The 14,121-nt window shown below is 41.1% G+C and carries 15 protein-coding genes; 6 read left to right on the top strand and 9 right to left on the bottom strand.

Annotated features, from left to right (window positions below; all coding sequences use genetic code 11):
• The first annotated feature begins 19 nt into the window (after positions 1–19).
• The 5 genes from ACO1QW_RS00075 (at position 20) to ACO1QW_RS00055 (ending at position 3,254) form a co-directional block, all read left to right on the top strand.
• The gene (locus tag ACO1QW_RS00075) at positions 20–670 is read left to right on the top strand and encodes an NAD(P)H-binding protein (protein ID WP_486254539.1); all 651 of its coding nucleotides are present in this window, start codon (positions 20–22) and stop codon (positions 668–670) included.
• A gap of 118 nt (positions 671–788) precedes the next feature.
• The gene (locus tag ACO1QW_RS00070; protein WP_486254537.1) at positions 789–1,097 is read left to right on the top strand and encodes a hypothetical protein; all 309 of its coding nucleotides are present in this window, start codon (positions 789–791) and stop codon (positions 1,095–1,097) included.
• A gap of 86 nt (positions 1,098–1,183) precedes the next feature.
• Entirely contained in the window at positions 1,184–1,627 is a 444-nt protein-coding gene (locus ACO1QW_RS00065; protein ID WP_486254535.1) for a tail fiber domain-containing protein, read from the top strand.
• A gap of 228 nt (positions 1,628–1,855) precedes the next feature.
• Positions 1,856–2,266: an RNA recognition motif domain-containing protein gene (locus tag ACO1QW_RS00060; protein WP_486254533.1), complete on the top strand. Its 411-nt coding sequence runs from the start codon at positions 1,856–1,858 to the stop codon at positions 2,264–2,266.
• A gap of 466 nt (positions 2,267–2,732) precedes the next feature.
• A complete protein-coding gene (locus ACO1QW_RS00055) occupies positions 2,733–3,254 on the top strand; it encodes a M23 family metallopeptidase (protein ID WP_486254532.1) in 522 nt (173 codons plus the stop codon).
• A gap of 25 nt (positions 3,255–3,279) precedes the next feature.
• On the opposite strand, the gene priA is transcribed toward ACO1QW_RS00055, so the two are convergent.
• From priA to ACO1QW_RS00035, 4 genes are all read right to left on the bottom strand, one after another.
• Positions 3,280–5,718 (bottom strand): replication restart helicase PriA, encoded by a 2,439-nt coding sequence (priA, locus tag ACO1QW_RS00050; RefSeq protein WP_486254529.1) that lies wholly within the window; start codon positions 5,716–5,718, stop codon positions 3,280–3,282.
• Positions 5,719–5,796: 78 nt separating this feature from the next.
• Complete coding sequence (locus ACO1QW_RS00045) at positions 5,797–6,564, bottom strand: lysophospholipid acyltransferase family protein (protein WP_486254527.1); 768 nt, start codon at positions 6,562–6,564, stop codon at positions 5,797–5,799.
• Between the two features lie 89 nt (positions 6,565–6,653).
• A complete protein-coding gene (locus ACO1QW_RS00040; protein WP_486254526.1) occupies positions 6,654–7,112 on the bottom strand; it encodes a DUF4258 domain-containing protein in 459 nt (152 codons plus the stop codon).
• A 93-nt stretch (positions 7,113–7,205) separates the two neighbouring features.
• Complete coding sequence (locus ACO1QW_RS00035; protein WP_486254524.1) at positions 7,206–10,052, bottom strand: DEAD/DEAH box helicase; 2,847 nt, start codon at positions 10,050–10,052, stop codon at positions 7,206–7,208.
• 120 nt (positions 10,053–10,172) lie between these two features.
• Between ACO1QW_RS00035 and mtaB the strand changes: the two genes are divergently transcribed.
• Positions 10,173–11,462 (top strand): tRNA (N(6)-L-threonylcarbamoyladenosine(37)-C(2))-methylthiotransferase MtaB, encoded by a 1,290-nt coding sequence (gene mtaB, locus ACO1QW_RS00030; protein ID WP_486254523.1) that lies wholly within the window; start codon positions 10,173–10,175, stop codon positions 11,460–11,462.
• Positions 11,463–11,514: 52 nt separating this feature from the next.
• Here the strand turns inward: mtaB and ACO1QW_RS00025 are convergent, their stop codons facing one another.
• The 5 genes from ACO1QW_RS00025 to ACO1QW_RS00005 all read right to left on the bottom strand — a co-directional run.
• Entirely contained in the window at positions 11,515–11,991 is a 477-nt protein-coding gene (locus ACO1QW_RS00025; protein WP_486254521.1) for an RrF2 family transcriptional regulator, read from the bottom strand.
• A gap of 10 nt (positions 11,992–12,001) precedes the next feature.
• Positions 12,002–12,553: a BrxA/BrxB family bacilliredoxin gene (locus ACO1QW_RS00020; RefSeq protein WP_486254519.1), complete on the bottom strand. Its 552-nt coding sequence runs from the start codon at positions 12,551–12,553 to the stop codon at positions 12,002–12,004.
• A 98-nt stretch (positions 12,554–12,651) separates the two neighbouring features.
• Complete coding sequence (locus ACO1QW_RS00015) at positions 12,652–12,963, bottom strand: DUF59 domain-containing protein (protein WP_486254517.1); 312 nt, start codon at positions 12,961–12,963, stop codon at positions 12,652–12,654.
• Between the two features lie 21 nt (positions 12,964–12,984).
• A complete protein-coding gene (locus tag ACO1QW_RS00010; RefSeq protein WP_486254515.1) occupies positions 12,985–13,425 on the bottom strand; it encodes a SufE family protein in 441 nt (146 codons plus the stop codon).
• Positions 13,422–14,121: aminotransferase class V-fold PLP-dependent enzyme (locus ACO1QW_RS00005; protein WP_486254513.1), on the bottom strand; the 700-nt coding region annotated here is incomplete at its 5' end. The genes ACO1QW_RS00005 and ACO1QW_RS00010, both read right to left, overlap by 4 nt.

The raw sequence follows: 14,121 nt of genomic DNA, 5'->3' as shown, positions 1-14,121 counted from the left end.
CCTGCAAAATAAAGAATTTATGAACGGACAAACAGCAGTTGTTCTGGGCGCCACCGGATTAATTGGCTCATCGCTCGTTGAACAATTATTGAAAGATGATACATTTTCCAAAGTGAGGGTATTGGTGCGCCGACCAATTTCATTGACGCATCCAAAGCTTGAAGTAGTTATAACTGATTTTTCTGATTACGAACAGTACCGGAAAAATATTGGTACAGGTGATTGTTTATTTTCCTGCATCGGTACAACCAATGCAAATGTAAAAGGCGATAAATTATTATATCGCTCTATTGATTTTGATATTCCGGTTAATGCTGCACGTTTTGGAAAGGAAGCCGGGTTTAAACAATTTTTACTGGTATCGGCAATTGGTGCCGATGCCCGTTCCCGTTTTTTTTACACGAGGTTAAAAGGCGAAGTAGAAGAAATGATCGCCGGATATAAATTTAATGGCCTGCATATTTTCCGCCCCTCATTTCTCATGGGACGAAAACAAAATGAGCGTACCGGTGAAGTAGTACTAACAACGTTGTTTCGCATTTCTTCGTTACTTATACCTTCGAAATACAAAGCCATTCGTGCATCAGCTGTTGCAACAGCAATGTTAAAAGCTGCGAAAGAAGGAAAAAACGGGCTACATATTTATTATTACAAGGAAATGTTTGATTAAGAATCAACATACTTTGCTAAGCGTTAAAATTTATCAAACAAGGAAAATTCATGGGTTGAAATAGCCGACAAAAGCCCTTGCATACTTACCTTTGCAGAGTGAAAAAAGTTAACGGTTGATGAAGTATTTTCTCTCCATATTCTTGATACTGCTTTTTGCATTAAACAGTGTTTCCGTAATATTGCCATACACTGATCTGTTTACAGATGTTGAGTTATCAATCAATTTGGAAAACAAATCGGAACAAGAGCAACGTGAAGAAAGGACCGATTCTGAATCAAAAGAAAAATTTCAATCCTTCTCCATTCTGCATTATAACATCGCCTTAGATACAAACGGACAGAAGAACAAAACAGCACTTTCCAATTCTGCCTTTATAGAAGAGGTGAATATTAAGAAGCCAACTCCCCCTCCAAAGCAAGCATAATTTTTCTTGCAGCTGGTCATCATCTGTTGTACTATCCGTTTGGATGTGTACGATGATTTTATTTTAAACAATTAATTATTATTCTCATGTTCACTTCTATTAAACATATCGCATTTATTACATTAGGTTTATTTATTACAAGCGTTTCAACAGCTCAAACTATTAATGATGAGCAAACAAAACTGAACGTCGCAACCATTAACAACCCTGTAGAAAGGTTAGCCATGCTTAAACCTATCAGTTTTGAATACAACACCAGGCAATACAAATTCCTGAACCTGCAAGCGGGTAAGCAGTACGGTTTTTTATCAGATAATATCCAGGCTGTGTTTCCTGAACTGGTGAAAGAAAAGCGTGTAACATACATGCAAGGCAAGAACAATTATAAAAATGCAAGCATTGCAAGTATTAACGAAACAAGTTTAATTCCTGTATTAGTTGCATCAATTGTGGAGCAACAAAAACAGATCGATCAACTAAAATCGGAAATTGATGCATTGAAGAAAAGAGGAGCAACAGCAATGCAGTAACTGTAATCAAAATAAAATGAGGAGTGCAGCAAAAGCTGCACTTTCTTTTTTATACGACATCGTAATTTAACTACGATTTTCTGGTAATATGAATTGTTAGTTATTAAATACAGCCAAAAACGGGAAAAGACCCCGCTGAATTGGATTGGAACCGGCTGAAATATGACTTAAACTGACTATCTTGAGTGCGAAATCAACAGATTAATTAGCTTTACAAAAATTAAAACAATGAACTTATTTGTAGCCGGTTTACCCTATGATGTAGATGATGCCGAATTGGAAGAAATCTTCGAGAAGTTTGGCAAAGTCGTTTCTGCTAAAATATCTATCGACCGTGAAACCGGTAAAAGCCGTGGTTTTGGTTTTGTGACTATGGCAGAAGAACAAGATGGCAAAGATGCAATTGAATTGCTAAACGATATTACGTTAGGCCGCAGCAAAAAACCATTAGTAGTAAAACAAGCGGAAGATCGACCAGGTGGTGGCGGTGGTAGCAGAGGTGGTGGTGGCTACGGCGGCGGCGGTGGTAACAGAGGTGGTGGTGGCTACGGCGGTGGCGGTGGCAACAGAGGTGGTGGTGGTTATGGTGGTGGCAGCGGCGGATACGGCGGTGGCGGAGGCGGTGGCCGACGTTATTAATCTCATACAAATACAATATTCAAATCCCTCTTCTTAAGAGGGATTTTTTATTGCCCATATTCGCAACACCTGATCATTAAATTTAATAAGTCGTAAAACCACGATGAGATTTTCCGAATAAAAATCGGTCAAATGTACCCATGCATCCATTCAAAATAATTTAGAGATTTACATCAGTAAATAAGAATCCAATTCCTGATAGAAAAATCCGTACTCTATAAGACTAACAGAAAATTTTAATCCTTTGAAAACTAAACAGAATTCGTATCCATGAAACCGATGATCCATCAACCCTATTAAAAACAGAAACAAGAGACACATTTTACTTAATTGATGGAAAAATCTTACAGATCCCTCCGCTAAAACGGGGGGATTTGTTTTTTTGTATACAAGCAGGCAATTGCTAAGCATATGTCAAAAGCAATTCTACCGTTCAATAATTCAAGATCACATTCGTTTGCCTTGCATGAAGAACGTAAAACGAATACTGCTTGTCCCGTTCATTATTCTCCTTGCCGGATTTGTTATTCCTGAAAAGTTTTCGATGCCGGTAAAAGGTGCTGGTAAAACAAGTTACAATCAACAATCATTTTGGGCGTATCCATGGGGCACTTCTGTTACACATAAGGGCGTTGATATTTTTGCAAAGCAGGGAACAGATGTTGTTGCATCTACCGGCGGACTCGTGCTTTACACCGGAACAATTAAGAAAGGAGGAAATATTGTTTTATTGCTGGGACCAAAATGGCGATTACACTACCATGCACATCTGAAGGAAATTAAAACGTCAACGTTTAGCTGGGCAAGTCGCAATGAAACCATTGGCACAGTTGGAACAACAGGCAATGCAATTGGCAAAGCGCCTCACTTACATTACACGATCAAATCAATTATACCTATTCCTTGGAGAAAAGATGATGCAATACAAGGTTGGAGGAAGATGTTTTATTTGAATCCGGTTGAATATTTAAATGCGGCATTGAATTGAGTATGACTATTACTGAAGTATTGTTTTACATCGCATCCACATCAGCAATCAACACCACACTCTTAAAATTAGGATGATTATGCAGCATCACCACCTGGTTATGGATCATTTCTTTGCATTGATGAATTAGCTGTGCATCCTTTGGCAATTTTAACACCAGCTCCATGATGTACTGGTTGCGGATGCGGTTCACTACAGGTTCTGCCGGACCAACCATGTAATTTGCAAACAATGGTCGCATGTTCTCGCCCACCAGTTGTGCTGCTGCTTCTACCGTTTCTTTTTGTTTGTGCTTCAACGTGATCTGTATAATGCGTGTGAACGGCGGATAATAAAACTGTCGTCTTGCCTGCAACTCAACAGCAAAAAACAATTTGTAATCATGTGCCTTTATAAACTGCAGCACAGGGTGATTGGTATTGGCCACCTGTATCATTACATGACCATCGGCATCTTTTCGTCCGGCACGGCCACTCACCTGCTCCATCAATTGAAAAGCACGTTCGTTCACTCGAAAATCAGCGAAGCTTAATAAACTATCAGCATCAAGAATACCCACAAGATTTACTTTTTCAAAATCCAAACCTTTCACCACCATTTGTGTACCTACTAAAATATCAATGCGGTGTTGTTCGAATTGCTGAATGAGTTGATCATGCGCCGTCTTTCCACTCACCGTATCGTAATCCATCCGTGCAATCTTTGCTTTGGGAAACAATTCCTGCAACTGCTCTTCCACTTTTTCTGTTCCGAAGTTGTGTTGCATAAAATCGTGATTGCCGCATGCTTCACAAGTGCTGACAGTTGGATAAACAGTACCACAATAATGGCACTGCAGTTTATGCTTGAACTTGTGATAGGTTAAACTCACATCGCAATAACGGCAATGCGGAATCCAGCCACAGGCTTTACAGACCTGGTGTGGTGTGTAACCTCGTCTATTCTGAAAAAGTATTACCTGCTTATCTTTCGCTAATGATTTTTCTATTGCTTCCTGCAACGCAGGAGCAATCATTACTTTCTCTTTCGTTTGTTTGAACAGTGGTTTAGTATCAATCAATTCAATCGTTGGCAATGCTCCTTCACCGAAACGCTCCATCAACTCTACCAAACCATATTTTTCTGTTTGCGTGTTGTAATACGTTTCAACCGACGGCGTACCGCTTCCCATCAACACTTTTGCACCAAACAGTGTTGCATAATACGCAGCTGCATCACGTGCATTGTAACGTGGCGCAGGTTGTTGCTGTTTGTAACTGGGATCGTGCTCTTCATCACACACAATTAAACCCAGATCTGCAAACGGAAGAAACAACGAACTTCTTGCACCCAGTACTGCTTTCATTTCACCACTCTTGATCTTATTCCAGATTTCAATACGTTCGTTCTGGTTAAACTTGCTGTGATAAATTCCAATATAGCCGCCAAAATGTTTTTGCAAACGGCGAATGATCTGCGCAGTCAATGCAATCTCCGGCAACAGGTACAAAACTTGCTTTCCCTTGCGGATATATTCTTCAATGAGTTTAATGTAGAGTTGTGTCTTACCACTTCCTGTAACACCATGCAATAAACAAACTGGTTTTGTTTCAAACGAAGTTCTGATCTCCTGCAATGAAGTTTGCTGTGCAGGCGTTAATTCAAAATCAATCGAAATATTTCTTGGCATGTTAAGTAAACGATCAACTGCACGTTTTTCCAGAAATAAAATCCCTTTGTCTACCAACCCTTTCAACTGTGCATCACTGGCATTACTTTTTTTCAACAAGGCTGTTTTACTTACTTCACCTTCTGTTTTTATTAAATGCAGGTAGCTCAACAACAGCTCCATCTGCTTGGGTGCACGGCTCCAGTTATTGAGCAACTCGCTCAACTGGTCTTCGTTATCGTATTGCGGATTGAGCAAGACAAATGTTTCTTTCTTTGCCGAGTAAGTTTCCTTCAATGATTCCCACACAAAACATACACGCTTTTCAATCAATCGTTTTACTACAGGATATACATGCGATGTATCCAATATCTGTTGCACTTCGGGCAACTTTAATTCTTTTCGTATCAGTAATGCTTCTGCCAGCAAATATTCATCATGATCGAGTGTAGAAAAATCTTCACCGATCTCTTCGTTGTATAACAAAATAGTTTCACTGCTGAGCTTGAAATGCGCAGGCAGTGCAGCAGCCATCACTTCGCCTTCGGTACACAAATAATAATTAGCAATCCATTCCCACAACTTCAACTGCTGTTCGTGAATAATGGGTTCCACATCCAGCACATTCAAAATAAATTTGGGATCGAATGCCGCAGGCTTTTCGTCGTGTAATGTTTTGATAACACCTGCATATCGCTTCTTGCGTAGCTCCACTTCCACCCGCACACCCACACGCACCTGTTCAAGCAAACGATCGGGAATGCTCCAGGTATAATTCTTTGGAAGAGCGAGTGGTATAATAATTTCAGCGAACACGGCGAATGGTCAATAGTGAATGGTGAATACGCAATTTAACGAGTAAGACCTGAATGTAACGGTAAAATTATCCGATGTCTAATCACCACTCCTTATCCAGCTTGCCTTATATTCTTTCAATTTGGCTTCCATCAAATCGTACACTTTCTGTTTGAATGCAGGAACATCAAACGGGGTTAATCCTTCGGGTGAAATTTCTTCGAGATAAACAGTTCTTAATTTACCGGGAGTTATTGAAAAAACATTTCGCCAGTGCATCCGATCAACTCCATCTAAAAACAACATCGGTTTGATAGGAGTTTGCGTTTCGATGGCCAAACGAAAAGCACCATCGTAAAAATCGATCAAAGGTTTATCTGTCATGTTGAATGTGCCTTCCGGAGCAATGTAAATGGAGATTTCTTTGCTTAAAACCGAACGAAGAATTTTTACACTCTTTACACGATTTTCTGCACTCCCTCTTAAAACCGGCACAACTGCTGCATTATAGATGATACCAAAAACCGGAACCTTTCCCATTTCTGCTTTACCTAAAATACGCAATGGTTGACGGATCGCTTTCAGCATTTGCGGAATATCCATGTACGAATTGTGATTGCTGACAAAGATGTAAGATTGATGTGCCCTGATCTCCTGCTCAACAATTCGTTTATGATAAATCCCGATCATGAATAACCATGCATCAGCCCACCAATTCACAATACGCATCACTGCATTCCCCCCTTTGATCTTGCCGAAGAAAGATGCAACGAGAACGAATGGCACAACAATCAACATCATGATCAGAAAAAGTATCATGGTATAAATGACGTAGATGATTTGTAGTGGTTTGAGTACTAATTTCATATTCAGAATCTGTCATGTCACCTTCGTCGACATCTGTTTGGCTATGTACAATGATCGTTAGATCCCTCCTTCGTCGGGATGACAGCTCACTACTTACAACTCGGGCAATCCCACTCTTTTTCCAGATCGATCACGGTTACAATGGTTAAATGCCGTTGCTTCGGTGCAACAATGATACGTACATGTTGATTATCTTTCGATGTAATTCCTTCCAACGCATACTTCGGGCCTTGTGCTGCATCCAACTCACTCTTTTTGTAATTCACTTCTGCTTTCCGCACAATTTCTTTTACTTCTTCCTGTGTGATATGACGGCACTTCATTCTGCAACGGGCATGCTTCGTGAAATAGAACTCTGACGAAGGATCACGAAACACATCAAGATTTGATTTCTGATTATCTGTTTTCGCTTCTTCACGTTTGGTATCTTCTGTCCGTTCTTTTGTTTTTTGATTGTCGCTGCTGTTATCGGTATTGTTGCAGCGTTTGATGAGCAATGCTGCTACCAGCAATAAAACGAGTAAGAGATAAGGAAGTGCTTTTTTCATTTTTGTATTTGCCCTACAATAATATTGTTTTTCGGCGAAATGGCGGGGTGGCTCACCCTCTGTCGTTTTAGGATGAGTCACCCACTTCAACGTTTATTCCAACAAATACTTAATATCATCCAACGTTAAACTCTTTACAAATCCTTCTTCGGCTGTTATCAGATCTTCGGCTAATTTCTTTTTACCTGCTGCCATCTTCATGATCTTTTCTTCAATACTATCTTTACAGATCATACGGTAAGCAAACACCTGCGATTGCTGACCGATACGATGCGTACGATCGATGGCTTGGTTTTCAACAGCTGTATTCCACCATGGATCAAAGAGGAATACATAATCAGCAGCTGTTAATGTAAGACCGGCATTGCCTGCTTTCAAACTCAACAGGAACACAGCCACATCACTTTCATCATTCTGAAATTCCGAAACCAGTTCCTGCCGTTCTGCAATTTTTGTTTGCCCATCGAGACGAATGTATTTGATGTCTTCTTTCTGCAGATCACGTTCCAGCAAGTCGAGCATAGAAGTAAACTGGCTAAACACCAATGCACGGTGTTGCGGTATGATGGTCTTCAGTTCATCAATGAGCACTTTAGTTTTAATACTGTCGTACGCAAACACATCTTCATCATTCACCAATTCACAACTGTTGCAGATCTGCCGCAGTTTTGTTAAACCTGCCAGCACACTCATCTTTCCTTTGTTCAATCCATTTTCACTGATGTCCATCAGGATATTACCACGCACATTTTCTTTTATGCTTTCGTAAACTGCACGTTGGTCGCTCTCCATTTCGCACCAGAGAATCGATTCTGTTTTTGCAGGAAGATCAGGCGCTGCCTGTTCTTTCGTTCTGCGCAACACAAAGGGACGAATCAACTTTTGTAAAGCCGCTGCTTTTTCTGCGTCACCCTTTTGCTCAATCGGAATAGCATATTCTCTTCTGAAAAATTCATTACTGCCCAGCAAGCCCGGTAAGAGAAAATGCATCTGGCTGAACAGATCACCTGTTCCATTCATTACCGGTGTACCGCTTAATGCAATTTTTGTTTTTGCAATAAGCTGCCATGCAGCTTTTGTTATTTGTGCAGATGGATTTTTAATATTCTGACTTTCATCTACCACTACTGTATTCCAGGGAATGGTTTGCAGCAATTCAACATCCTGTCGTAATGTTCCATAGCTGGTAATGATGATGTGGTTGCTTTCATCTTTCAATTCCTCTTCATCTCTTCCTGCTCCATGAAACACAACGGCTTTTACATCGGGCGCAAATTTTTCCAATTCCTTCTGCCAGTTATACAACAAACTTGCAGGTGCTACAACCAAATGCTGATCGGTTGGTTGCTCTTCAATTTTATGTAAGAGAAATGTGATCGTTTGTAATGTTTTACCCAAACCCATATCATCAGCCAGACAACCACTGCCACCGATTTCCGATAACAAACGCAACCACTCATATCCTTTCTGTTGATAAGGACGTAACTGTTCAACAGTCAATCCTTTGGGCAATGCATACAATGCATCTTCTTGTTTTTCCCATTGCTTCCATTTGCTGTACCAGGTTGCGCTGATATCTGTTTTAATGGATGCATCTGCATCTGTTTCGCCTGTTGCTTCACTCATCAGCAACCATTTCGGCACCAGCAATTCTTCTTTACGCACTTTACCGTGGCGAATCATCATGCCGTATTGCTTCAACCATTCTTCTCCCAGCACACCCAAACTTCCATCTTTCAGCATCACTGCTTTCTGTCCATTCATTAAACTCTTTTGCAAGTAGTTTAATGGAATGGGTTCCTTGCCAAACTTCACTGTCATTGCTACACAGATCCAGTTGCCTTCCACCTCCTGTTTATTGATGACCGTTTCTGCAATGTGCGGCGAGTAACGGAAATGCTTCATCAGATCAATACCAAGCAGATAGATATTCAGCTCAAGCAATTTGTGATATACTTTCAGAAACCATCCTTTCTTTTGCGCCTCTGCAAAATTGAGATAGAAAAATCCATTGCTTTGATTCGTAAACTTTTCATGCAGCGAACGAAGAAACTCAACCAACTCTTCTTCTTTCTGTTTATGACGAACAATCGAAATAACTTTATCAGCGGATTGTTGTTTTGTTATTTCCTCAAACGGACCATCCACCACATAACCATCATACACAAAACGTGGTTCGAGTTTTAAGAATGTATTATTGAGTTCACTCAACATTACCTGCGGCTGCGGTTCTGCAATCAGCTCTTCGCCTTTTGCAATTACCGATGCATCCACTTTCAATTCCCACTCTCTTAGTTTATTGAGTACCTGTTCAAATGCAGCAGGATCATTCGTCGTCCACGTTGTTGCATCCTGTTGCTGTAACCATTCAATAGCATCATGACTTTTTGAAGTGAGTTGATAATAACAGGATTCTGTTTCTACTAAAAAATGATAACGTTTGAATTCAGTCAACGGCATGCGTTCTTTTCCTTTCACCACATATACTTCAAGATGATAGCGATCCTCTTCTGCTGTTGCGTGAAAAGCGAGTTCAACCGGATATGAATAAAAAACACATTTCACCGTTTGTGCTGCGGGATGATAAAACTCTACACCCTGCAATTGCCGTACTGCGCTCATCATCGATTGCAGTTTGCGTGTCATCGCTTTTTTCTGCATCAACGATCGTTCCTTTTCATCTTTGATGTATTGCGATTGACCTACAATATCAGCTTCTGTTTTCTGCCATTCCCATTTTGAAAAACTCAGCAAGGTTTTCATTCCTTCATCAGTTAGGTTGGGAAAGAAAATTTTTAGCTGTGAACGATTAAGCGGTTGTTCACCCGGAGTAACTCCTGATGGAGTTTTGATCAGTTGCCTGATCTCCAGCATCGGACGTTTGGTAAACAGATGTTTCGGCTGAAAGAGTAAATATGTTTTGGTATTGCGGTTGTCCATAGAAAAAGAAGGGGAGCAAAAATAAGGGTTTGAGGTTAGACCTATGAGGTTTGCAGCGCAGCAATCAGCCCGGCAAACCTCATAGGTCTAAGCATTCTTTTCTTACCTTTGCTGCCCTTTATGGCAGCAGCAAAATCAGTCGCATTTCACACACTCGGTTGTAAACTCAACTACTCCGAAACTTCCACACTCAGCCGGCAGCTTGAGAGTGAGGGTTTTGAGAAGAAAGAGTTTGATGACCTGGCGGATGTATATGTGATCAACACCTGTTCGGTAACTGATAATGCTGATAAAGAATGTCGTCAGCTGGTGCGCCGCATTCAACGCAAGTCTCCTGAAAGTTTAGTGGTGATCACCGGTTGTTATGCACAGCTGAAGCCAAAAGAAATTGCAGAGATACCGGGTGTCGATTTAGTGCTCGGCGCTGCAGAAAAATTCAATATTGTTTCGCACATTAAAGAACTGGCGAAAGGTGATAGTGCAAAGATCAGCAGTTGCGAAATTGAAGATGTGAGCGGTTTCAATGCATCGTATTCCATCAACGACCGTACACGTACGTTTTTAAAAGTACAGGACGGTTGCGATTATACCTGTTCGTTCTGCACCATTCCGCAGGCACGTGGCAAAAGCAGAAGCGATAATGTGGCGAATGTGCTTGCCAACGCCAAAGAAATTGCAGCAGGTGGCAGTAAAGAAATTGTATTGACAGGTGTGAACCTTGGTGATTTTGGTAAAGGTGCCGATGGCAATGGTTCGCTTTCGATTTATAACCGGGATGAAAATTTCTTTGATCTCATTCAGCAGTTAGATGTAGTGGAAGGCATCGAACGTTACCGCATTTCATCGATTGAACCGAACCTGCTCACCAACGAGATCATTGAATTTGTAAGCAAGAGCAAAAAGTTCATGCCACATTTTCATATTCCACTGCAGAGCGGAAGCAATACAGTGTTGGGTATGATGCGTCGCCGTTACAAACGTGAACTGTATGCTGAACGTGTAGCGCTCATTAAAGAACTGATGCCGCATTGCTGTATAGGTGTAGATGTGATCGTTGGATTCCCCGGCGAAACAGATGAACTCTTCCAGGAAACATTCGACTTCTTACATGCACTCGATGTTTCTTACCTGCATGTGTTCACTTATTCTGAACGTGACAACACACATGCCTTAACGCTTGGACCGGTAGTGCCAATGACTGTACGTTATGAACGTAACAAGACACTCCGCAACCTTTCTTACATGAAGATGCAATACTTCACCCAGCAACATAGCGGCGAAACAAGACCCGTATTGTTTGAAGGACATAGTAAGAATGGTATGATGGAAGGCTATACCGATAACTATATTAAGATCACTGCTCCGGAGAAGAAAGAATGGGTGAATGAGATTGTGGAGTGGAAGATATAAAAGAAAAAGGCTTTCAGATTTGAAAGCCTTTTTTAATAGTATAATTTTATTGCTACTTCAATAATTCCTCCACATTCCGCTGCATGATCGCTTCCAGCTTCAGCTCTACTTCTTTTTCATTTACCATCAAATCTTTCAGCGTTAATTTATTGAGGAGATTATCGAGTGTAAACTGGATCATTTTCCAAAGCGAACGGGTGCTGCAATCAACCGAGTTGGTACACAGGCGACCAATGCCTGTATGCGCATCGCAAAACTGCTGATCGAATAATGTTCCGCCCAATGCTTTCAACACATCGTTGATGACAATGGCATCAGCAGGTTTCGCCAACACATAACCACCTTTATAACCGGGTGTGCTGTTAATGAACCCTTCCATACGCAAGGTGCGACAGATCTTTGCAACATGCGGCTCAGTGAGTTTTTCTGCTTCACTCAATTGCGGAATACTCAAACCTTCAACGGGATTAGCCGATGCAATGCGGATGAGGATCCTGATACCGTACTCTTCTGAAGAAGTAATTTTCATGTGAGATGGTTTATTCTTGTGTTGCTAAAGGATCTACCTGGTATAAATTTTTAAAATAGCTTCTTAACTCTTCACGCTCTGTTTCCGTTGTTTGCTTTGTGCAATGCTCATTGTAAGCAGTGATCAATGCATCTGCAATAGTACCGGCATCGGTTGTTTCGATCTGGTGACGTTGCAAATGCAACAACACTTTTCCATCTTTCAACAAAAGCACATTGGGTGAAGAAGGTGTTATACCGTTTAAATATTTCTCACGAAAATGCACCACGGCTTCTTTTTCCATACCTGCAAACAACGTTGCTTTTACATCGGGCACTACATGATTAAAAAAGCTGAGCAATGCACCGGGCCTGCTCACTCTTGCACTGCAGCCACATACACTGTTCAGTACAACCAAAATTGTTTTGCCGGGATTACCTGCAAGCACATTCTCCACATCTTCTACTGTCATCATTTGCTCAAAGCCTGCATCAACTAGCTCCTTACGGTATGGAGCTGCAATTTGTTCGGGATAGCTGGGACCTTGATTGCCCATTAAACTATCTAATGAGATCATTGCCATATTTTAAATTTTGCTCACAGATTTCACTGATGTACACAGATGAAATCTGATTGGGTGATTGTTATTTTTATTCTCCTGCCTGAAGGAAGGAGGAAGTCTTACATAAATCCTAATTCCAATGCTGCCACTTCACTCATCATACTTTTCTCCCACTTCGGTGTCCAGGTGATCATCACATTCACATCTGTTACACCTTCCACTTCTCTTGTTTTTTGATCTACTTCCACAGGCAACGATTGTGCTGCAGGGCAACTTGGTGCTGTCAACGTCATCGTAATGTTGGCATAACCTTTATCGTTGATGTCGATATTGTAGATCAATCCAAGATCATAGATATTCACCGGCAACTCGGGGTCAAATACCGTTTGCAGCTTTTCGATGATCTTTTCTTTCAGTGCTTCTTTGTCCATCACAAATCATTTTACTTCTCCTTAATTCATTCCGGCCTTTGCCTGGTAAACAGTTGCATCCAGTTTCATCTGTTTCACCATGCTCAGCAAACCATTGCTTCTTGTTTGTGCAAGGTGTTGCTTCATGCCGATCTTATCAATAAACTCCAGCTTTGCATCAATGATCTCCTGTGGTGAATGTCCGCTCAATACACGAATGAGCATACTCACCAATCCTTTTACGATCACCGCATCACTCTCTGCACGATAGTACACTTTTCCATCCTTCAATTCACTCACCATCCATACTGTACTCTGGCAACCTTTGATCTTGTTTTCGTCTTTCTTATGCTCGTCTTCCAGTGGCTTCAGTTTCTTTCCCATGTCGATGATGTATTCATACTTCTCATCCCATGAATCGAACAACGAAAACTCATCAACGATTTCTTCTTCTATTTCTGCTATTGATTTTACTTCGCTCATCTTAATAACTTAATTGCTTTATGCAAACCTGCAATCATCACATCAATTTCTTCTTTGGTATTGTACATCGCAAAACTTGCTCTTGTTGTACCGGGTATACCAAAACGATTCATCAATGGTTGCGTACAATGGTGACCAGTACGAACAGCTACCCCTTGATTATCCAACAGAATACCCAAATCCTGCGGATGCACACCTTCCACTACATACGATGCCACACTCACTTTCTGTTTTGCTGTCCCCACCAAACGAATGCCATCGATTGATTGCAATTGCTCAGTAGCATATTTCAATAACGCATCTTCATGTTTGCGGATAACAGCTTTACCAATACCACTTACAAAATCCAATGCAGCTTTTAATGCAACGGTATCAGCGATATTGGGTGTACCTGCTTCAAACTTGTAAGGGAGATCGTTCCAGGTAGTTTTCTCAAACGTTACATCTTTGATCATTTCACCACCACCCATAAACGGCGGCATCGCTTCGAGCAATGAACGTTTTCCGTACAACACACCGATACCAGTCGGGCCATGTACTTTGTGCGAACTGATGGCGAAGAAATCACAATCGAGTTCCTGCACATCAATATCTAAATGCACGGTTGATTGCGCCCCATCGAGCATTACAACTGCACCAACTTTATGCACTGCATCAATAATTTCTTTTACAGGGTTGATAGTACCCAGCGAATTT

This window comes from Lacibacter sp., from assembly GCF_057361365.1.
This window is presented reverse-complemented; position numbering and strand designations above follow the sequence as displayed.